The sequence below is a fragment of the Paenibacillus sp. lzh-N1 genome (genome assembly GCF_002872435.1).
GTDB lineage: Bacteria > Bacillota > Bacilli > Paenibacillales > Paenibacillaceae > Paenibacillus > Paenibacillus polymyxa_C.
In genome coordinates this window covers 4,512,792-4,534,238 of record NZ_CP025696.1, presented here as the reverse complement: position 1 = coordinate 4,534,238, position 21,447 = coordinate 4,512,792, and the positions used below count along the sequence as shown (strand labels likewise).

At 45.1% G+C, this 21,447-nt stretch carries 17 protein-coding genes and 3 pseudogenes; 1 reads left to right on the top strand and 19 read right to left on the bottom strand.

Going from position 1 to position 21,447, the window contains the following annotated elements; all coding sequences use genetic code 11:
- Positions 1–6: 6 nt before the first annotated feature.
- Positions 7–624, top strand: a pseudogene (locus C0638_RS20410) (helix-turn-helix domain-containing protein); the annotation flags it as partial.
- A 5-nt stretch (positions 625–629) separates the two neighbouring features.
- Here the strand turns inward: C0638_RS20410 and C0638_RS20405 are convergent.
- From C0638_RS20405 to C0638_RS20310, 19 genes and pseudogenes are all read right to left on the bottom strand, one after another.
- Positions 630–1,103, bottom strand: coding sequence for an SMI1/KNR4 family protein (locus tag C0638_RS20405; RefSeq protein WP_013371280.1), 474 nt, complete (start codon positions 1,101–1,103; stop codon positions 630–632).
- A 152-nt stretch (positions 1,104–1,255) separates the two neighbouring features.
- Entirely contained in the window at positions 1,256–1,639 is a 384-nt protein-coding gene (locus C0638_RS20400; RefSeq protein WP_058710365.1) for a LysR substrate-binding domain-containing protein, read from the bottom strand.
- Complete coding sequence (locus C0638_RS20395) at positions 1,615–1,845, bottom strand: phospholipase D-like domain-containing protein (protein WP_082689603.1); 231 nt, start codon at positions 1,843–1,845, stop codon at positions 1,615–1,617. The genes C0638_RS20400 and C0638_RS20395 overlap by 25 nt, the downstream gene beginning before the upstream one ends.
- Before the next feature lie 381 nt (positions 1,846–2,226).
- Positions 2,227–3,093 carry a class A beta-lactamase gene (bla, locus tag C0638_RS20385; protein ID WP_102163876.1) on the bottom strand — a complete coding sequence of 289 codons (867 nt, stop codon included), beginning with the start codon at positions 3,091–3,093 and terminating at the stop codon, positions 2,227–2,229.
- Between the two features lie 386 nt (positions 3,094–3,479).
- Positions 3,480–3,650: pseudogene (locus tag C0638_RS26220) on the bottom strand (serine hydrolase domain-containing protein); the annotation flags it as partial.
- A gap of 533 nt (positions 3,651–4,183) precedes the next feature.
- Positions 4,184–5,371 (bottom strand): MFS transporter, encoded by a 1,188-nt coding sequence (locus C0638_RS20375; protein ID WP_228392930.1) that lies wholly within the window; start codon positions 5,369–5,371, stop codon positions 4,184–4,186.
- 35 nt (positions 5,372–5,406) lie between these two features.
- Entirely contained in the window at positions 5,407–6,540 is a 1,134-nt protein-coding gene (locus tag C0638_RS20370) for an MGDG synthase family glycosyltransferase (protein WP_058712613.1), read from the bottom strand.
- A gap of 21 nt (positions 6,541–6,561) precedes the next feature.
- Positions 6,562–7,263: a polysaccharide deacetylase family protein gene (locus tag C0638_RS20365; RefSeq protein ID WP_013371300.1), complete on the bottom strand. Its 702-nt coding sequence runs from the start codon at positions 7,261–7,263 to the stop codon at positions 6,562–6,564.
- A 30-nt stretch (positions 7,264–7,293) separates the two neighbouring features.
- Positions 7,294–8,460: an MGDG synthase family glycosyltransferase gene (locus C0638_RS20360; RefSeq protein ID WP_025675936.1), complete on the bottom strand. Its 1,167-nt coding sequence runs from the start codon at positions 8,458–8,460 to the stop codon at positions 7,294–7,296.
- 24 nt (positions 8,461–8,484) lie between these two features.
- On the bottom strand, positions 8,485–9,006 hold the full coding sequence (locus tag C0638_RS20355; protein WP_014599784.1) for a phosphatase PAP2 family protein: 522 nt from the start codon (positions 9,004–9,006) through the stop codon (positions 8,485–8,487).
- A complete protein-coding gene (locus C0638_RS20350) occupies positions 8,984–9,622 on the bottom strand; it encodes a YqaA family protein (protein ID WP_439097959.1) in 639 nt (212 codons plus the stop codon). The genes C0638_RS20355 and C0638_RS20350 overlap by 23 nt, the downstream gene beginning before the upstream one ends.
- 141 nt (positions 9,623–9,763) lie before the next feature.
- Positions 9,764–10,393, bottom strand: coding sequence for a YkoP family protein (locus tag C0638_RS20345; RefSeq protein ID WP_058712612.1), 630 nt, complete (start codon positions 10,391–10,393; stop codon positions 9,764–9,766).
- A gap of 857 nt (positions 10,394–11,250) precedes the next feature.
- On the bottom strand, positions 11,251–11,484 hold the full coding sequence (locus C0638_RS20340; protein WP_040103688.1) for a hypothetical protein: 234 nt from the start codon (positions 11,482–11,484) through the stop codon (positions 11,251–11,253).
- A gap of 163 nt (positions 11,485–11,647) precedes the next feature.
- Positions 11,648–13,910 (bottom strand): annotated as a pseudogene (locus C0638_RS20335) (phosphoenolpyruvate synthase).
- 344 nt (positions 13,911–14,254) lie between these two features.
- A complete protein-coding gene (locus C0638_RS20330; protein ID WP_013371307.1) occupies positions 14,255–15,148 on the bottom strand; it encodes a carbohydrate ABC transporter permease in 894 nt (297 codons plus the stop codon).
- A gap of 13 nt (positions 15,149–15,161) precedes the next feature.
- Positions 15,162–16,076 carry an ABC transporter permease gene (locus C0638_RS20325; RefSeq protein ID WP_052452908.1) on the bottom strand — a complete coding sequence of 305 codons (915 nt, stop codon included), beginning with the start codon at positions 16,074–16,076 and terminating at the stop codon, positions 15,162–15,164.
- Positions 16,077–16,139: 63 nt separating this feature from the next.
- Positions 16,140–17,876, bottom strand: a complete 1,737-nt coding sequence (locus C0638_RS20320; RefSeq protein WP_058712032.1) for a type 2 periplasmic-binding domain-containing protein — start codon at positions 17,874–17,876, stop codon at positions 16,140–16,142.
- 269 nt (positions 17,877–18,145) lie between these two features.
- Positions 18,146–19,567: a response regulator transcription factor gene (locus C0638_RS20315; protein WP_013371311.1), complete on the bottom strand. Its 1,422-nt coding sequence runs from the start codon at positions 19,565–19,567 to the stop codon at positions 18,146–18,148.
- Positions 19,564–21,276: a sensor histidine kinase gene (locus C0638_RS20310; RefSeq protein WP_025677291.1), complete on the bottom strand. Its 1,713-nt coding sequence runs from the start codon at positions 21,274–21,276 to the stop codon at positions 19,564–19,566. Before C0638_RS20310 ends, C0638_RS20315 begins: the two co-directional genes overlap by 4 nt.
- Between the last annotated feature and the right edge of the window lie 171 nt (positions 21,277–21,447).

The window sequence follows — 21,447 nt, the reverse complement described above, 5'->3', positions numbered from 1 at the left end:
GAAGCGAAGCTGCAGGACGATTATGAACAGCTGCCTGTCATGACCTATGAAGAGATTGTAAAAATCTCCAACATGCTGTCCCTGCTGTGCAACTATATTGTAGAGGAAGCTCTCAATAAAAACTTGCTGGTGGAGATGTTCGAGAAGGCTTCCGGCTCCCAGGAATCCGTTAATCTATCCAAGATTTTGCCTGGGTACTCCATTCGCAATATTGAATCCATCAAAAAGGAAATGACCAATGCGATTGCGCATGCCTATCTCAAAAACTGCCCAAGCGATAATGCATGTACCAGCCCTGCGTTACAGCCTGCTTTCGAATATATTCACAGTCACAAGAGTGAGCAGGTGACATTGAAACACATGGCAGATCTATGCCACCTTAGTCCAAGCTATTTCAGCAGACTATCTGCCAAGGAAACCGGGGAGAATTTCACAACCTATCTGGCCAAGCTCAAAATCAAGTGGGCCAAGCAATTGCTGGAGGTTACCGACATACCGATCTCACAGATCAGTGATGAACTGGGTTTTAACGAATCAGGGTACTTTATCAAAATTTTCAAAAAATTCGAAGAGATCACGCCTGCCCTATATCGCAAATACATTCAAGAGCAATCTGTCACCTAGTCTGACTATTTCATCTGTTCCTGAACCCAGATCGCAGAACCGGCCAGCATCTCCATCAATCCGTTAAAGTGAGGCGCTACCTCCTGAAATGGATAATCTCCTGCATAGTCGTGGATAAGCATCAGAACTTTACCCGAATTCCGTTCCAGAACAGCAATGCTTCCTTCTCCAAAACCGCCAATCGGGAACGGATTCAGGTCTTCAGGCAGGTCGTACTCTTTCTTATACTCATGATACGCTTCCAAAAATGCAGGGTATGCCCAGTCCAATTCCTGTACGGAATAGAGCGCAGGATCACCGAAGTGGCAGGCACCGTAGTACAGCAAAAGGTCCCGGTACGACTCGGGAAGAATAACGTTGTGCTTTTTCTCAAAATCAACGATCGCCTGCTCCGATTCCCGCGTACAGCTCTTCCCCATTACGGTCTGATATGCCTGATTCAAAAGAGCCCGAATTGGTTCTAATGCCGCTGATTCCATGAAACATCCTCCTTTTATAGGTGAGATAAAGCCTGCCATCATTGTACCGATGTAAAATATTATTGATTAGGCCCTCGATCTAACGAATTCGAGTTCGTCCCTCACTGTTAATAACAATACAACCCCGATAGAGTTTTATGAAATAGAATTTTTTAGCCCCTGGTTGTCATCATCTCCAGCAAGCGACGTAATGCGGCCGATAGATGTTCACTTTGGGCATGTACAAGTCCCACTTCCAACCTGCAGTATGGCTCTGGCAAAGATATCACTAAAACCTCTCCTCTTAATTCGGCTTGAACAGCCGAAGATCGCGGGAGTAAAGATACCCCTATTCCGGCAGATACACCACTTAGGATCGTGTTCAGTGTACCAAATTCCATTACATTGAGCGTATGGACACCACGGCTATGTAGAAAAGCTTCAGCTTGAATTCTGTGTGTACACTCGATCTCAAAGAACAACATCGGTTTACCTAATACTTCGGGCATCTGATGCAAGCCGGGTTCCGCAATCAGAACCAGTTCTTCATCAAACACCTTGATTCAAGGATTCCAATGAAGTAATCGGAACATTCATTAGCAAAAACCGGTTCATTCTCTATTAACATACCAAATTCATAGTTCTTATAGAAACCATTAAACGTAAAGTTAGCAGATCTGGTAATAACCGAAGTCCCATCGAATATATATAGCTTTGAGTGTAGGTCCTGCAGCGCATATATGTTGGCACCAGCACTTAACAATCTATCTAAGCCATCAACCGCACTTCAGAGACCGGGCACGCTCCTTCAATAACAAGGGGCTGGTTAACGAATATCGCAAACCCAAGCTTGCCTATCGTGTGGTGAAGGGTATTTACACTGACCACAGTGATCCGTATGACTGGGGTTCTACACTGAAATGAGTTTGTAGAGATTCTATAAGCTTTTTTGAACTCGCACTAATTAGGGGGTACTTTTGGAACACGTACTTATATGGTCATAGGGGAATACTCTAATCCAGAGGAATTCTTACGATTCCCTGTTTGGCAAACAGGTCGAGAACAGGAGCATGTTTCCCCTTGTCTCGACCTTTTGTGCTTGCTTTAAATAGCCCTATCGACTTACCCAGCAGCTCTGCTACGCTTACTCCAGAGCCTTAAATGCCGCCTTGGCTGCCTCAGCGATTAGGGCATTGTTATACTCTGCATCTTTGGTATCACGGCTGGACATTACAGCAATAATGATCGGCTCCCTGTCCGGAGGCCATACGATGGCAACATCGTTGCGTGTGCCATAGCTTCCTGCGCCTGTCTTGTCACCAACTACCCAGCCCTCTGGCACAGCCGCCCGAATTAGTTCGTCGCCGGTAGTATTTTCCTTTAACCAGCCGATAAGCAGTTCTTGTTTGTCATTAGGCATGGAATCGTCAATCGTCAGCACTTTTAAGCTGTTGGCAAGGGCGTTGGGCGTACTCGTATCACGGTGGTCCCCAGGAATCGCTTCGTTCAACTCTGTCTCATAACGGTTGGCCATAACCACATTGTCACCGTTGTCTCTCATCGCTTTTTCGAACCCTTCGGGCCCGCCGAGCGCCTTTAGCAGCAAATTTCCTGCCGTATTGTCGCTATAACGAATAGCCGCATCACTGATTTCCTTGAGATTCATCCCGGTATCCACATGCTGTTCCGTAATCGGTGAATACGTGACCAGATCATCCTTGGCAAACTTAATGACTTTGCCCAGTTCATCGTTAGACTTCTGCTGCAGGACCGCGCCTGCTGCCAGTGCCTTGTAAGTGGATGCATAGGCAAAACGTTCATCGGCCCGATAGGCAACCTCTTTCCCTGTTCCCGTATCAATAACATATACGCCCAGCCGTGCGTCAAACTTGATTTCAAGCTGTTTAAAAACCACATTCGCTGCGTTTGAGTTTGGCGGCTCCTTTTCAGTCGGCGGAGTTGAAGCCCCCTGTTTTGTACAGCCAACGAGCAGCACAAGAAAGAGTGTCATCGCAAATAAAGCTATTCTATTTGTATTTAATACGTATTTTTTCAAGATTTTAGCCTTCTTTCCCTAAAAATATATCGTCTGTTTGAACCCCTGCCAGCAGGTTATACCCGATGTCCTCCTCTCTTCTCATTTCCACATGTATTACAAATGTAATATTTCAGTTATTATATTTGTGGTTTTTAAAAGTCAAGTTACAGAATTTTGATAGTAGAGCTCACCGACCGAATATAAAATACGCCGTCGTTATGTCCCTAGTACATCTTATCTATTTGAAGTCGTTTTCTTCTGAATGCTTACATATGTGCCTCGATTGCATAAAACGACGGTTAATTATAGCAGAAACCGACATTCGCCCTCAAATAAAGGGCGTGATGTCGGCTTTAAACTTAACGGCCAAACTCCTTATCGATTATTTTATTGTGAGCCGGCTCCACTTCCGGGGCTACCGAGTTGATGCACGTTACCAAAATATGCTGCCCGCCTAAAGATCCGAAGGCTCTTGATTCAAATCCGAAAGTACCGCCGGTATGTCCCCAGAATGATTGCCCGTCAGAAGTGCTACTCCTTTTCGAATGGTGAATGGTTTCATAACGCAATCGCTCCTATTATTTTAGAATGTTGTTCTGCTTTCCCCTCACCTTACCTCCGATATTGTTAAATCGAACAGTGATAAAACCGCCAAGCTTTTGATGACATCGTACTTGGACCTGTCACATATACCGCATGACAAACTGTCAACTGTCTTATATGACGTGCTTGTTAAGATAAGGATCTCTAGTACAAAAGGTGTTAGGACAAGAACCTTTACCGATAGGCAAAGAAACATGCCCAGAATGAGTTGTTGTTCTAACTATGTTATTTGATAGAGCTCATACAATTTAGTTAGTAAGGATAAACTAGTGTACTTTCTTTTTTGATTGCAATCGTAGGAGTCCTGCTTGAGAAAAGCCAGCAGCCCATGAAGCACATCTTTAGAGGCTAAGAAACCGATATAGGCCAAGGTGTTGTTGCTCGGCGGAATGGAGAGCGCGATGAAGTTAGCTGCAAGCCGATGAGCAAGACCAGGTATCCATATTCGTGAAACAATTGTTCAACTAACCCGATCAGGTCCATGAGCATTCTCCCTCTTGTGCTGCAATGTCCCGCGAGCCGAGACAAGCTTGTTTTGCGGCAAAATTAAATAAAAAAGTGCAAGAACAGCCAGTAAAGCAGCGCTGATGCTAATGGCAGCTTCATTCGTATACTGGCTGGCTATCCATCCCCCGATGACCGGACCAATCATAATACCGAGCCCTTCAATCCCTGAGAGTACTCCCCACCCGGTCCCCTTCTGATCCTCCGGAACAAGGTACGACAGCACCGCATTCCAGGCCGGAAGCACGGCTGAGTAAGACAATCCCAGCATAAAGGCAAACAGCATCGTTAATGCAGGCGGCGGCATGGATACGATTAACAGAGCCAATATGACCGTAAGCGATACGAAACCGGCGAACAGCATTTGCTTGTGCCCCCATCGATCGGCCAGCTTCCCCATCGGGACCAGAAACAGCATCGCACCGGCCCCGCCGAATATAAGCATTATCGAATATTGCGGCTGGCTCAGACCGAGATGGTCAGCGGCAAAACCGGGCAGTATCGGCAGCAGCAGTCCCGCGGCGGTCATCTGCAGAACCATGCCTGGCAGTAGCCATTTCAGCTGAACGAGTCTTCTTCGCAGTCTTGTCGCTTGTTCGGCAAAGCTGACGTTCTGGAGGTGCAAGGGGGTTGTTCTGTTAATCCCGAACGATGCAATGCAGCCGACGGCGAGCAGCGCAGCCATCAGCCGGAAGGCAGGTACGAAGCCATAATCGAAGGTGAGATTGATTGTGATCGGCCCCAGACCGATGCAGGCCAGCCACACGGTGTATATCGCCCCAATCTGGGCTGCCCGCTCCGTCAGCCGGATTTTCTCCAGACAAATGAGCCATATAGGCGACGCCCCCATCCCAAGCATCACGGAACCGGCAACGAGCCCCCAGGCATATGGACTAACGAACACAGCGGCTAGTCCGGACAGCATCAGGACGAAAGTGGCGGGCAGCAGCCAGCGCAGCGAAAACCTGTCCAGCAAATATCCAGCCACACATTTAATCAGCGTATCGGCTGTATAATGAAGCGAGACGGCAAGACCGACCAAAGCAACGGTTTGCCCCGATTCGTTGACGGCAAAGTTCGGCAGGAACGAGAACAAGAAAGCGCTTCGGACAAACTCTGTGCAAAAAAGCACTGTGAACAGCATCAGAGTAGAAAGCTTGAACGCGCTCCTCCCGCTCATCATATTCCACCCCTTCTTAAGGGGCTTGCCTCAGGAAACAAATGCCGAACAATATGGTCCGCAGACGTTTTCTGCCTTGCTGCGAGCAGCCCGTTCATCATTGACTGCTTGATCGGCTCAGAGGAGATCATCGCTCGTATCTGCAACACCAGATCATGAATCGTAAAGGCCACGGCTGCCGCTCCTTTGCGCTGCAAATACAAGGCATTTTCCTTCTCCTGCCCCAGAAACGGATTTAGGATGAAAATCGGAACCCCGGCCTGAATCGCCTCGGATAGTGTAACGCCTCCCGCTTTCGTGATGACGCAGCAGGCACTGCTCATCAAAACATGCAATTGATAGGTGAAGCCGAATATATCCACTCTTGCATCATCCACCCAGCTCTCCGCAAGTCTCCGTCTCCATCTTTTCTGCCGGCCACAAATCACTTGAATGCGGACGCCTGACAAGAGTAGCAGCTTCCCGATGAGCCTCGATAGCGATTGTAATGTGCCGCAGACGTTGGCCATAAGCAGAATCACATGCTCATCTGCCTCTTTAACGGAGCTGGAACCGATCATTGCCGCATCATAAAATGACTCCCTGACCGGAATTCCGGTCACGGTAATACGACTCTCGGGGACGCCCTGCCTGACCATGGCCTCTTTGACGTCGCTGGCAGGGACAAAATAGTGATCCGGCTTGGCGAACAGCCATCTTCGGTGAACGTCAAAGTCCGTTATGACAACAGCAGTCCGGGGACGGATCGCAGATAATGCCTCGCTGCTTGGCAAGCTGCCGAATGGGAATGTATAAATGATGACCTCCGGCTGGTACTGGAGGATGATTTTCTTAAGCCTGTCGCCGCCAAGACTGTTCATCCAGGCCGCAATCTTTCCCTTCATGGGAAGCCGGTTGGTCAGATGGTAGATCCATCCGTAATAGGGAATGCCTAAACTGGCTGCATGCGAGCTTTGCCGGTATAGAAAGCGGATTATTTTGTTCAGCACAGGATAAGCTTCCCGGAACAAGTCGACAACCGCCACCTCGCTATAACCATTGCGAATTAAGCTTTGCTGCAACACCTTGGACACCTGATGATGACCTTCTCCGTAATCGGCCGTTAAAATTAAAATTTGTGGTTCCTGTCTCACTATTGTCACCTCATTCACTTGTCAAGCCATTTCATCCAGACGAACGAATTGCAAGTTGCGTCCCTGTAATTGATGTAGTACTTCCTCCAGAGCCTGAAGCATAAAATATGGCGCGTGACGGTCCGCTCCCGGCGTATCTCCGCTGTCATGCAGTAAAATAACAGATCCGTCCGTAATTCCGTTCAGCAGCGTTGCCTTCAGCTTCTTGCGGCAGCTCCTGCTGCGCCAATCCCCCGCCTTCAAGGACCAGAGTACGATGCGGTACGATTTGGGATGAAAGAAATCGAAAGCGTTCATGAGCCCCCATGGCGGACGATAGTGATTCGGCCTTTTTCCAATTATGGATTCAATAATATCTGCGGTCCGTTTCATATGATCACGCCGCACCGTCCAGGGAAGCATCAGCCAATTGGAGGTGTGAGCGTAATTGTGGATTCCAATCTGATGACCTTCACGATCCATTCTTCTGATTAGATCCGGGTGCAGTTCCGCCTGCGAGCCAAGCACGAAGAATGTGGCCTTCACTTGATAATCCTGCAATAAATCCAATAATTCCGGTGTATACCTCGGATGCGGCCCATCGTCGAATGTGAACGCTACCTGGTTCTTGGTCGTTCCCTTACGAAAGGCTCCCAATCTGACTATTCTTGGCAGAAAACTGGGAATTAGCATATACAGACTGATGAAGCCTATGAGCCCAATCAACAAATATTTAACAAGCAACGTCTTTATCCCCCTTAGTGAAAAATAAGTTTAAGCATATTGCTGCAAGGAGCAAACCCATTTTTCTTCCTGGGTATCGCTCTGCATGTTCAGAATTTGCAAGACCGCATGTCTGGCGGAATCCTGCTGTCTGCACAGCCCTGCATTCTCCCTCATTTCTTCCATTAGGGAAGGCTGTTGAACCAGCCGCTGAAGCTGATCCTGCAAACTGTCAATCTGACATAGATACGCTACTCCCGCTTGAATCAAATAACTGGCATTATCCTTTTCCTGCCCCATTTGTGGCTCCAACAGCAGCATGGGAAGCTGAAGCGCCAGCGCTTCGGAGGTCGTCAGTCCGCCCGGCTTGGTAATCAATACGTCTGCGGACGCCATCCATTCATGGATTCCCTCCAGGAAGCCTGTCAGCATGACGTTATCCCTGTCTCCCAACGCTTCATGCAGACGGTTCAGCAGCTTCACATTGCGTCCGCATACGATCACAAATTGCACGTTAGGGGGAAAAGAGTCAGATTGCATTTGCTCTATGAAGGATTTATCGATAATCCCGCAACCGCCCCCCATCACCAGCACGACAAAGGCGTCAAGAGGCAAGGCCAGCTTCTCGCGCAGCCGGTCTTTATTGTCGGTCTGACTGTAGGATGGGCGAACAGGGATGCCCGTTACAGCAATTTTGTGGTCAGCAACGCCTTTTCTCTGCAGAGCTGCACGCACACCTTCGGAGCCGACCAGATAAAGATCCGTAAACGGATGTATCCAATAACTGTGATCGGAATGGTCTGTAATGACTGTTGCCGCAGGCAGATCCGTCATCCCTTTTTCCTTAAGCAAGGAAATGGCGGCTGATGCCAGCGGGAACGTACTGACAATCAACGTCGGCTGTTCCTCATTCAGAAGTTTGAGCAGCCGCTGTAGGCTGGTTGTGAGAAAATGCTTCAGGAAGAAAGTAAGTGTACTGTCCGTCCGGGTCTTCTGATACATATATCCGTATGAGGAGGGAAAATGCTTCACCCATTGCAGGAAGCAATACCGTTCAACCACATGCATGCGGGGATGGATCCATTGCATAAAGTCGACCACCTCTACTCCCTGTTTGTACAACACCGATGCCTCCAAAATCGCCTTGGCCGCCTGCATATGTCCATCCCCGAGCGCGCCGGACAAAATCAGAAGCTTTTCCCGTTTTATGTTATTCATCAACAATCGCCTCCTTCGTGAAATTTAACTATGTATGAACAAAATAACCAGCACCGCCGTTAGGAATCCGACCATCCCACCAGCCACACAATCGATTGGATAGTGATAGCCCCAATAAACCCGGGATATGGCCACCAACAAGGCCAGACCAATCAAGACAAGCATAATTGCCGGCGATGAGGCCAACATAAAAGGTGTAACCAAGGCGAAAATAGCGGTTGTATGGCCGGATGGGAAGGAATAATCTTTCAACGGGAATTTGCCTACCTTTACCTGCTCCAGCTTGCGGAAAGGCCGGTCTCTGCGCACCTTTCTCTTGATCAGAACAGCAACGATATGGCTAACGGCCAGTGCGATCAAGCTTTGCAGCCCGATTCTGCTGAACTCCCCCTCGGCGAACCATGCCAAGGACACTGCGCAAATGATGGTAAATAAAGCTCCGCCCAAATGGGTAATCCATCCGAACAATCGGTCCAAGACCCGACTACTCAGCCGATGGTTGCACCAGAAGAACATCGTTTGATCAATTCGCCTTATCCACTGCATCCTTCTTTCCGCCTCCATTCCCTTTTTTTTTCATAGATTGATGTTCACCCCTTATCTTCCTCCGCTCAGACAGCTTCCGTATTAAGAACCATATTGCCGCAATCGCTATACCAACGCCCACCAGCATAATCGTGAGAACTTGGTTCACCATATTCTCTGCCGCGCGGCCATATATATAGAAGAGAAAACCGACTACATAAAACTTCACCGCCCGGCCAATGGCCGCATAGCTGAGCAGCTTCCATAACGTATAATTCATGCATCCGGATAAAATAGTAAATATTTTAAACGGGATCGGAGTGAACGATCCGATCAGGATTGCGGCCTCGCCATGGCGGGCAAATAAGTCGCTTGCCGAATCCAGCCATTTTTTCTTCATTACACTGCCTAAAACATGCTTTCCCGACAGCTTGCCAATCCCATAACCGATCGGTGTTCCAAGCAGGCTTCCGGCAAAGCCAACCGTAGCGAGCCATAAAGCCGACTCCGGTTGCATCGCGCTTAAAGAAAGCTGCAGGAAGAACGCCGGGATAGGGAAGATAATCGCATCGAGCATAGCGTGAATAAAAAGTCCCGTCGCTCCGAAGTTCTGTAAAAATTCCATAATTTCATCCATGAATGCCTTCCCGCCTTTGTTACAGAGCATGATGAAAAATAGGTTACCTCTGGGTGGTATGGGTTTCCAGTCGCTGTGTTTCAACTCCATACCGCCCTCCAGGAACTTACCCACCACGCTCCTAGTTTCTTTTGTTTTTAATTAATTGGATCTTGATTTGGGTAGACATAACTCCTTTGAAACGGACTGTCTCTTCATCGTCATAAATCGGTTCCTCAGCGAGCTGCGGGAGTGAATCAGCATCATCGGTATCAATTGTTCAGTCTTGCGGCCAATCCGCTTATTGCCTTCAGGGTGCATGACGGATAACAACAATCGTAGATAAGCCGTTGTAATGCATTGGAACAGATCGGATTTCATCGGTTGTTGTTCGAAACCAAGACCATGTATCAAACCACGATGAAGCAGCGTAATGGCGACTAACGCCTTCACCTCTCTGAACTCCGGCTGACTTGCGAATGCCTCGCTGATCTGCTGCATGGATTTCCGTGTAAGCCGGGCCGTCATGAGCGCCGCGCGGTCTGAGTCTTCGGATTTGGTCAGCATCAGAATCGTTTCATTATTGAGATGGAGTTCCCCGACCAGATCGCCTTTATCGATGATGGTGGAGTCCGCACAGACGATGCTCTCCCCTCGGTGTTTCTTAATCATGACTTTGCAAATTCCAAAGTGCGATGTATGCGATCCGCGAAAGCGTGAAATCCAATCGAACCCTCTTTCCCACACCATCCAGACTGCCTGCATTGAAGATTTGCGTAAACGAAGCAACATTGATCCAACCATCCCTCATTTTTATTTTAATCGAAAAATTCCATTGAAATTGTCAAACTGAAATAATATTTCTATGTGAATTCCTTATCTCTGTTAACTTTATGATAGAGGATTTAACCAAGAGAACATACGGGCTGAAGTACTGGCAGGGCCGGATACATCCGTTGCCTACTGTATATGATTAAGTATGGAAAACAAGTCTTAATTAAACGTAAAGAAATTCTTAAAAAAAAGTTAATTTTTGTATCGGGTTGGGGGTCCGTCACACAATTTGATCCAAATCGCTGCTCGCTCAAGTTTTCATATATAAGTGCGACCCAAAATAGTAAGCCAATAAGAAACACTTAAACTTTGATGAGGTAAGTATCAGAGTGGCAAATAGGTCGGAATGGTATTGAAAATCTGCCATATTTCACTCCTTTTCGAATGGTGAAGATTTCATAACGCAATCGCTTCATTATTTTAGAATGTTGTTCTGCTTTACCCCCTCACCTTACCTCAGATATTGTTAAATCGAACAGTGATAAAACTGCCAAGCTTTGATGACATCGTACTTGGGCCTGTCACATATACCGCATGACAAACTGTCAACTGTCTTATATGACTAGGTCTGAATCATTCGAAAATTGATTTGCAAAAAAATATAAGAAGGTGTGCGTAATTCGTGTTCTCGATAATGAAAAAAAGGTTCTGATTATAATAATGGAATTTATTCACTCACTTTCTAAGGAAATTCTGCCCGTTAAAAAAGGAGCCGATCACGTTGATCAGCTCCTTTTTTTTTATTAATTTAGCGTTTGCCGTTATAGTTTAATGGATCACATTTGTTGTCTTAATGGAACCTGCCACTTATTCCATTAATTTCCCTTTACTTCATTATCATTCGGAATTAATTCATACAATGTACGAACATCACAACCGATGGAATCGGCGATTGATATGGCAATTTTGAGTGGCATCACTCTCTTGTTTTCAATAAAGTCGTAAACTCGTTCCGGTTTAAAAAGCAAGTCTTTTGCCAGCCATTCTGCTGACTTTCCGGATTCCATCAATCGTTCACTCAGTAAGCAACGTCCTAGTTCAAATTTCAAGAAGCGATGACCTCCCGCATAAGATAATATTTAACCTAAGCGTTGTCCATTGCCAGCATGAATATACTTCATAAAGGGAGCCATAACGATAAAGTTCCTCATGCGTCGGCCCAATTGTTGGGTGAGCTCCTTCCCGTCGCTATCGTTTCCCCTTATTTATCCATTACAAAAATTCGATATACCCTTCTGTTCCATGCACGCGAATTCGTTGCCCATCTTTTATCAGTTTGGTCGCATTCTCCACTCCGACAACAGCTGGCAAGCCATATTCACGTGCGATAACGGCTCCATGGGTCATCAGTCCGCCCACCTCCGTAACCAAGCCTTTTATGGATAAAAATAATGGAGTCCAACTGGGGTCAGTAAAGGCGGTGACTAGTATATCGCCATCTTCCAGATCAGCCCCTTCTATATTCAGGATCACACGTGCCCGCCCCTCTACAACGCCCGAAGAAACAGCGAGGCCTATAATTGCTTCGGCGGGGATATTTTCTCGTTTGTACTGACCCGTAATGATTTCGCCATCAGACGTGATAACACGTGGCGGAGTTAGTTTTTCATATAATCTATACTCATCTTTGCGTTTGTCGATGACCTGGTAATCCAGTTTATTTGTGCGTATGGTTTCCTGCAATTCTTCAAAAGCGAGATAGTAAATATCTTCTTTTTCATGAAGAACGTTGGCTTGTACGAGTCGTTCCGCTTCCTTTAGTAAAGCCTGTTTATAAATGAAGTAGCGACTAACAATGTCATATTTCGGATATTCACGATAACCGATGAAATTCCTGATCTGGTCGATCATTTGTTTTGTCTCTTCGGCTTTTTGTTCACCATCCGGTAATTGTTTCAATCGGGCTAATAAATCCTGTTCTTTTTTCATTGCCTCCTGTCGCCCTTGCTCAAATTTTCGTTTACTGGCGCCAGGCTCAAGGTTTTTGATGTTACTGAGGATCATAGGTACCAATATATTTGGTTTTTCACTCCAGCGTGTTCTTGTAATATCGATCTCCCCGGCACATCGCATTCCATATTTGTCGAGATAAGCAGTAATAACATCACGCACCTGCTGTCCACCTTCGAATTGAACCAGTTCTTCTAAAAAGTTATCATCCTTTACCTGTTGTAAATACTCAATTATTTTCGGGTAGGGACGAATCACATCTGCAACATCCAGTAGCTCCATACCCATTTCAGAAGTGACGTTGTTAGGTACAGATAGGGAAAGTGTGTCTGCTACGTTTTTTTCACCTAACCATTCATCCATTTTTTCATTGATCCATGCTGAAGCATGGATGGCGGACATAATCACACTCAAGTTTTTCAGATCTGACGCACGCCGCCTCCGTTGCTGCATATCTTCCAGGATACAATCTAATACATCCAATCCTGATTTCGTTTGGATGTTATGTTTTAAAGCTGATAACGATGTCTCACTACTCTTAATCAAATCGGCAACAATTGCCGGGTCGTTTCCTGCTTCTGCCAGAATATCCGCAGACGACATACCCTTATGGCTTTTAACGGGTCCCGGTTCGCTTTTGTCAGATGGGTCCAATTTTATGAAATCTCCCCGCTCTATGATGGTAATAAGCTAGTTGTAAAATTTGTTGATCCGTAAGGGTTTGCGTTTTTTGCTGATCAGGATTGAGCTGCTTGGTCTCTGTTCCGCCTTCTTTTCGTCCATAAATAGCCATTTTTTTGGTTTCTATCCTCTTGCTGACGATTACCCCATTCTGTACTTGATAACAATCGGCAGATACCAAGCCGGAGACCAGCGCTTCTCCAAGTCCGAAACTTGCATCGATAGAGAGCAGCTTTCGGTTGCCATTGATGGGATCAGCGGTAAATAAAATCCCTGAAGCTTGTGGGAACACCATCCTTTGAACGATGACAGATAAATAAACTTGGCTGTGATCAAATCCATTCAGCATTCGGTAAATTACCGCGCGTTCCGTAAATAAAGAAGCCCAACATTTGCGGATATGCTCCAGGATGGATTCTTTGCCGATAATATTTAAATAGGTATCTTGTTGACCAGCAAAAGAAGCATGCGGCAAATCCTCAGCAGTCGCACTAGAACGTACGGCATAAGCATATTCATCACCAAACTGGGAGAGATAGTGAGCAACTGCTTTCACAACATCAGAAGGAATGGCTACTTCCATAATGGCCTGTCGAATCTTCTTGCTGATATCATCAATTTGTTCTCGATCTTCTACTTTAAGCGTAGCTAGCTGATCCAGAAAAGCATGAACTATTTCGTTTTGTTCGATGGCTTTTTGATATCCCAATGTTGTAACACAAAACCCTTCTGGCACTTGTATTCCTTCCATTTTGGTTAATGCCCCTAAGTGCAATCCTTTTCCACCAACCAGCAAAAGCTGAGTGTTATCCATTTCTTGAAAATCGAGAACCAGTGAATTCATTCAACATCTCTCCTAACCATTAATATAGAGAAAAAAGCGAACAATCATGATCATGCCTAGTCACCGCCGAAGTAAGTCGCCGCGTACTTCTTCTCAAAACCGCTTGATTATGTACGCAGCCTGATTGCACATTCCATCTTCCTTTCTATTTTCTGGGGGGGTAAAAAAAACATTGACAAATCAAAGTTCTAGATGTACTATAATAATAGGGATAATATTTTTTTCGGTTGTTTATATGATTTGTCAATAACGCTATCGATTATATCATAGCTATTTTTTGTGTTCAATTATTTTATGTAAAAAGAGATGATCCTTGAATTTATCAGGGTCATCTCTTTTTGTGATTACTCTTTTACCGATCCTACAACAATTCCAGTCACAAAATATTTTTGAAGTAACGGATAAATCAGCAGTAGCGGGATGACAGCGACTACGATTTTTGCCGCATTTAGATTTTTATTTGAAATTTCAGTCAAGTTGCTAAGTTGTGCTGAGTTGGTGCCGGATTGAAGAAGTTCCGCAATATTCACGTTAAGGGACTGAATATACGTCATGAGCGGATAATTGCTGACTTGAGTCATATAGATCAAACCGCTGAAGAAATCATTCCACGTTCCCACGATACTGAATAGTGCTACCGTCGCCAGCGCAGGGATGGACACGGGAACATACACTTTGAACAGGACCTGCAACGGACTTGCCCCATCGATGAATGCTGCTTCCTCTAGGGCCTTAGGTACAGCAGAGAAGAAGTTCATGACAAGGATGACACTGAATATAGGGACAGCTCCTGGTAGAACAAGCGACCAAATTGTATTGAGCATATCGAGGTTTTTGATCAATAGATAACTCGGGATCATCCCACCGCTGAACAGCATGGCAAAAATCATGACGTTCATATAAATGTTTCTGCCCTTAAATTCTCTTTTTGACTTGGAGAGCGGGTATGCCATTAGAACAATAAGAATCATGTTGAGAAGAAGTGTAAGCACAACACGTAGAACAGATATGCCAAAGGAACGCCAGAACTGAGCATCATCGATAATTTTCGTATACGCTGCGGTTGTAAAATTGACCGGTACGAGACCTACAGCATTAGCTGACACGGCCTCGCTGCTGCTAAATGAAATCGCAACGATATTCCATAATGGAAGTAGGCAGATCAATGCCAGCAATATGACGATGGCATAGATGACTAACCCGCCAATTCGATTTTTTTGGCTTACAGAATATGACACAGGCATCGCCTCCTTAAAATATTTTTCGGTCGGTGTATTTTTTGGCCAATTGGTTGGCTGACAATAGCAAAACAATACCAATCACTGACTTGAACAGGCCAACAGCCGTACCGAAGCTATACTGTCGCCCAACGAGTCCAATCCGATATACATAAGTATCCAGAATATCTCCCGATTCATAGACAACTGGGTTATACAGATTATAAATTTGATCGAAGCCGGCACTCAAAATATTGGTCAGACTCATCACTCCCATGAGCAGGATAATAGGCAGCATGCCTGGCAACGTAATATGCCATACTTTTCTCCACCAGCTGGCTCCATCCATTCCTGCCGCTTCATACAGACCCGGATCAATCGAAGTAATTGCAGCCAAATAGACGATGGAACTGTAACCGAACTCCTTCCACACGTCTGTCCCAATAATCAGCGGCTGGAACCAGGTGTTGCTGCCGAGAAAATTAATATTCTCCAGACCGAAAAAAGCCAAAATTTGATTCACAATCCCATCCAAACTGAACATGTTAACAACCACGGAAGCTAGAACTACCCAGGACAGAAAGTGTGGCAGATAAACAATTGTCTGCACGGATTTTTTAACGAATTTGATGCGGATCTCATTTAACAAAATGGAAAAAATGATAGCCATCATTGTTCCCAATAGAATCTTGGCAATGGCAATTACCAACGTATTACTAAAAACCTGTGCGATGTCCGGCAGCTTAAACATATAAATAAAGTGCTTCAGCCCTACAAATTTGGAGCCTAACATTCCCTTGGCTGGTATATAATCCTGAAACGCCGTAATGACACCGACCATCGGAACATAGCTGAATACCAGCAAAAATAAAATACCCGGAAGCATCATCAGATGATATATGGCACCCGTGCCGAACCGGATTTTTGCTTTATCGTTTCCCTGTTTCATGGATGGACCCCTTTCCTAAAAGCAGGGCTGCAATACGCAGCCCTGTTAGCAGTTTAAGATTGTTTATTTTTTGGATGCAACCTCGTCTTTAATTTCCTGAATTACCTGGTCACCGCCTTGCTTCTTCCAATTGCTAACGAATGTATCGAAGTAATTCAGAGGTTCTGCACCTGTCACGATTTTGATAAAAGATTCCTGCTCCATCTTGGTCAGATTAGCCCAGGTCTGTTTCATGCTTGGTGTAGTTCCGGAGAAAGCGGGTGTCATCCATACAAATTTGTTTTCCCGTGTCAGTTTGTCAATGAGTCCCACTCCGTTGATACGCGAGTGATATTTCGACCAGGCTGTTACGTTATCCGTATCCATATTACTTAAGTAAGTCTGGATACTTTTAATATTGTTCTTTGATTCTGTTGTCCGGACCTGATCCAAACTTATCTCTCCTTTAATCCCTCGAACGATATCAGAGTAGTCATCCAGTAACGAGGTCGCCGAGTTGACTTCAATATTAAACGGTCTGGTAGAACCGTCTACGCCGTTCTCTTGATACTTGGCAGCTTCTGGCATAGATGTTCCCACATTTTTATCATTTGCCAGTTTATCGTAGAAAAGGTTTACGATTTTAACGGCGAGTTCCGGGTGTTCGTATCCTTTTCTTACAACGATAAACTGATTAGCTGGATTGGCGTGTGCCACGTTTACCTTTCCATCTGCATCTTCCAAAGTGTAAGCCGTGAATTTCGCATTCTTATCCTTCTGCTTCACGTTGCCCAGACCCCAGTCGGGAATATGCCATGGTCCAAAAGCAATACCGCATTGGCCGTTGGTGTACAGTGCCGTAATATCATCAAATGTGCGTGTTCCAAATTGCGGGTCGATGATGCCTCTCTTGAACCAATCTGCCATGACGCCTAGCATCTGCTTGGTTTCCTCTGTTGTTGAGCCATAAACAATGCTGCCGTCTTTACCCTTCATCCAGTACTGAGGGAATGAACCCTTCGTTGAGGCCACTCCCAGCATGGTATAGGCAGAACCATTGTAGTCAGTTGTATTTAGGGTGTTCACAAAGGGAATACCTACTGGTTTCCCGGTTTGACCAGGATCTCTTTTTAAGAATTCCTCGGCCGTTTTCTCCACATCTTCCAGCTTGATAGCACCATCTCCGTCTGCGTCAAGTTGGATTCCCAGTAGATCCAGCCAATCCTGACGAACCCAGACCATGGTTGGTGCGGAATCTAGGGAAGTAGCCGGAAGCCCCATTAAACGTCCATCTATCGTCGCATTGTCTAATGCACGGCCCTCATAAGAGTCGTAAATATTCTTGATATTATCTGTGGCATACTGTTTGTAAATTTCCGTCATATCTTCAATCAGATCATTATCAACCAGTTCTTTGAGTTCATCCTTGGAATCGACACGCATCATGTCAGGCAGTTCTCCAGAGGCGATGGCGAGAGAAACCTGACGGCTATAATCTTCTCCGTTGGCTTCAAATTGGTCTTTAATCTGAGCGTTAAACACTTTTTTGACCAGTCGAGTATACGCATTGTTCTCATACGAATCTCCAGCCGGCAGCTTCGGGTTGGCCGTAGTCACACGACCCATCGTGACGGTTATTTCGTCTTTATAGGCACTGAATGGGTCTCCGGGTGTTACCTCATATTTGCCCGCTTCCTTCGCAGTGGGAGGGTTGGATGAAGCCCCACAGGCTGCAAGGGTTGAAATCATTAGGGCAGATATCGACAGTACGGCCAGACGTCTCGTCAACAATTTGCTTTTTACGGACCATTTAGTTGTCATCTCATTCGATTCCCCTTCGTTGTGAATATTTCTCTATCATTGTTGTTTACGCTTTCATTATAAAACTCGATGAAGACAAAACGAGATAGGGATTAAACGTCTGTTTGGATAGAAAAATGTATGCGGTTTCACGCCAGGCAGTGAAGTCATACTTGGCTTGTAAGCATTTATCCTACCTGCCGACATACATTTGTCTATCTTTACTTACTAACCAAAGTAAAGCACAAAAAACCGGCAGCTCCTATCAGGAATCTGTCGGCTTGACTGAATTATAAAAGAGTACGCTTTTTATCCCCTCTGCCCAGCTGTCGATATTCACTTGGAAGCAGGCCTGTCAACTCGCGGAAAATTCGGCTGAAATATTTTTCATCCGTATAACCCACTCGCTCAGCAATCCAGAAAATCTGATTATTTGTATTCAATAAATACTCTTTAGACTTCTCTATTCGTATAAAACGGGAGTACTCATTAAAGGTTTTCCCCATCAGATCCTTGAAGCATTGACTGAAATAGCTTCGGCTGATGTTCAGTTGCCGGGACAGACCTGAAGCAGTAAAAGCTTGATCCAAATCATTTTGCATGATCATAATCGCTTTTTTCACGGCGTCTACAATTTCCTGTGAATACGAGGTCTGTTCATCTGCCTTACGAATGTCCACAGAGGTCTGCTTGATCCAAGCTTCTACCTCGTACCACGATAGAAAAGAATGGATCATTGAGATTCTACCAAGCGTAGACTCGGCAAAAAGGTGATTCCATTCCATAACTATCGAGTATAGCAATCCCATCAACTGGCTTTTTTGCAGTCTTAGTGATTTGAACTGTTCAATCAGTTGGTTGTAGTAACTGTCGTTATGTGTCCATGGTGATAGAAACCAACTTTGCTTAATTCGATCCATGTCTTCATCCTGCGGTTCTATTGGAAATGATTCCTCCACATTCATCGAAACGGCAATGACAGGATCATAAGGGTCGTATGCATAGAATAAGGACGTTTCTGTATAATTCATAATCCAGTTTTGGATTTGCGACCACGTTCGCTCTTGTACATCGGACATAACTAGCAAGGCGCCTTGGGGAACTTGGTCCCGGTATTCCTTCAGTTTGTGGAACAGTTGATCCTCTAAGTCCATGGGTGCCGCCCACATCCAACTGTTCCGTTCAACCTCCCATCGGATCTCATCTACACTGGATGTCGGTTCAATCGGCCAGCTCTGTCCTAACTTGCGATCCAGTGAAACAAGTGCATACACATGGCGGTAATGGACATTAGTCTCACTAAGCAGCGGCAGCTTTCGTTTTTTATTCGCCAGCTCGTCAATCCGGATATGTATTCGATGCAGCACGTGTTCGAATTGCTCCTTCTCGAGCTGAACCTTGGCTATATAGTCGATGGCTCCCAGCCTGAGCGCTTCCTGGATATAATCGAAATCTTGATGCAGTGTTAATACGACAATATGAAGCTCTGGATAGAGTTGCCTTGCAGCTCGCATCAGTTCAATACCTGACATCACCGGCATCGCGAGATCCGTCAACATCAGATCGACCGGTTGGGATTTCAGAAAATCCAGTGCTTTCAACCCGTTACTTGCTTCTCCTACAACTTCCATATTGAACTCATTCCACGGCATCGCGGAGCTTATGCCTTTTCGTACCAATTTGTCGTCATCCACAATCAATACTTTAATCATCCCCGAACATCTTCTCCTTTGATAGGAAGTATGAGCAGAATACTTGTCCCTGTACCCAATTCACTTTCGATCACCAGTTGTGCTTGATCTCCGTACTGTGCCCTCAACATGCGGTGAACATAATTGAGTCCGATGCCCATCCCTACTTTTTTATGTTCTGCTATACGATTGTTCAAGAGTTTTTGAATCGCTTCCTCGGTCATGCCGGCTCCATTATCCTGTATCAGAATATTCAGCGTTTTGGTGAGTGTAACTTCAATTTGAATAAAACCTTCGTCACTCAGTCCATGATAGAGAGAATTTTCAACCAACGGTTGCAGAATAAAACGAGGCACAGGTATTTGAAGCACATGGTCATCTGCTGAAATACGCACGTCAAATTCAAAGTCATATCGAATTTGCTGCAGGACTAGATACTGTCTTAGCGCATCAATTTCCTCTTCCATCGTCGATACTTGCCCTAATTTACCCAAATTGTAATACAACAGCTTGTTCAAGGATTGCACCAACTTGTCAATCTCCCCTTGTCCATTCATGACGGCCAGCCAATGTACAGTATCTAGCGTATTCATCAGAAAGTGAGGATTGATCTGATATAACAATTTTTCCACTTCCAAATCTGCACGGATCTTCTCTTTCTGCTGCACTTCCTTGAACAGGTCACCGATTTGGTGCTGCATATTTGAGAATTCTCCCAATAGAAAATCGAACTCGGGAATATGAGTGCGAGTCTGGCTACCTGCCTTTTGTGGATTCTGAGACATTCCGTTAATTTCCGAATGGAACAGACCGAGTGGCTTGTAGACCATCTTCCACAGAAGCCAAGCAAGAAATACAGTAAAGCCGAGAAAAAATAAAGCGACCAGTAATATTTGAAGCAACCACTGGTTTTTCTCCTGTTGATACTTAGCCTGCGAAATTACCGAGATGACGCTCCAATTCTGAGCGGAGTCCTCCTTAAACCAATGGTAGTCACGGGATATTCCGTCTTTTGCAGCACTTTTTGATAAGCTGAAGAAATTCTCCCCCACTTTCATCGTTTCCGGAATTTCACTGTAAACAATTTGACCTTCACCATTTAGGATCAAATGCGATAAAGCTCCTTGGTATTGGTTGTAACCTAGTATATTCTGGGTAAGACGAAAGCCGGATTCGACGTAAATATATACATCGTCCCTTTGAGGCAGTTGTACCTTTCGCATGGCAGATAAAACGAGCTGGTCATTAAATCGGTTCATACTGATATGGGGACCATAGTACGAAATGCCATAAGATTTGAAAAGCACAGGCAAAGACTCAGGGGCAAAACGATCTTTGATGGGAAAGTTAGCGAACTGTGTAGCGCCTTCTTTCTGGAAATAATATAAGGTCAAGCCTATATTCGGATTAGTAAACGTTACAACATTTAACTCATTCTTTAATTCATCTCTAGCCTCAATCAATTCAATTATATTGGAGGAAGGTTGCAAGACTTCATCCAGTTTTTTGCCTAAAGTACCGCTATATGATAATTGCTGAGTAACATGATTCAGATTGGTAATTGAATTTTCCAGTGATGAAGTTACCTGCTGTAGATTGCTCCTAATTCCATCATTGATTTTATTTACAAAAATGGAATCAATGGTATAATAAGAAATTGCAAATATACTAATAAAGGGAATAAACGCGCTGAGAAAAAACAATAAAAAGATTCTTTTTTTAAGTGTCATTCCGCCCCATTCTCCTTAGGTAAATAAAAGAGCAAGCCCCTGATTATGGAGCTTACTGTTTATTGAACAACAGCTCTATCAATTATCGTATTCCTCATAGACAGCGACCTATTTGAGAATAGACAACATCTACATCCGATCCAGACTGGAATAATCAGGATTTTTCCATCT

What these genes read in the sequence shown, in the direction of transcription:
- C0638_RS20350 (WP_439097959.1), bottom strand. Translation starts at nt 9,622, where the DNA reads ATGGATGAAATTATGGAATTTTTACAGAACTTCGGAGCGACGGGACTT.
- C0638_RS20325 (WP_052452908.1), bottom strand. Translation starts at nt 16,076, where the DNA reads ATGAAACAGGGAAACGATAAAGCAAAAATCCGGTTCGGCACGGGTGCC.
- C0638_RS20355 (WP_014599784.1), bottom strand. Translation starts at nt 9,006, where the DNA reads ATGCAGTGGATAAGGCGAATTGATCAAACGATGTTCTTCTGGTGCAAC.
- C0638_RS20375 (WP_228392930.1), bottom strand. Translation starts at nt 5,371, where the DNA reads ATGCTGTTCACAGTGCTTTTTTGCACAGAGTTTGTCCGAAGCGCTTTC.
- C0638_RS20345 (WP_058712612.1), bottom strand. Translation starts at nt 10,393, where the DNA reads ATGTTGCTTCGTTTACGCAAATCTTCAATGCAGGCAGTCTGGATGGTG.
- C0638_RS20310 (WP_025677291.1), bottom strand. Translation starts at nt 21,276, where the DNA reads ATGACACTTAAAAAAAGAATCTTTTTATTGTTTTTTCTCAGCGCGTTT.
- C0638_RS20405 (WP_013371280.1), bottom strand. Translation starts at nt 1,103, where the DNA reads ATGGAATCAGCGGCATTAGAACCAATTCGGGCTCTTTTGAATCAGGCA.
- bla (WP_102163876.1), bottom strand. Translation starts at nt 3,093, where the DNA reads ATGACACTCTTTCTTGTGCTGCTCGTTGGCTGTACAAAACAGGGGGCT.
- C0638_RS20315 (WP_013371311.1), bottom strand. Translation starts at nt 19,567, where the DNA reads ATGATTAAAGTATTGATTGTGGATGACGACAAATTGGTACGAAAAGGC.
- C0638_RS20360 (WP_025675936.1), bottom strand. Translation starts at nt 8,460, where the DNA reads ATGAATAACATAAAACGGGAAAAGCTTCTGATTTTGTCCGGCGCGCTC.
- C0638_RS20320 (WP_058712032.1), bottom strand. Translation starts at nt 17,876, where the DNA reads ATGACAACTAAATGGTCCGTAAAAAGCAAATTGTTGACGAGACGTCTG.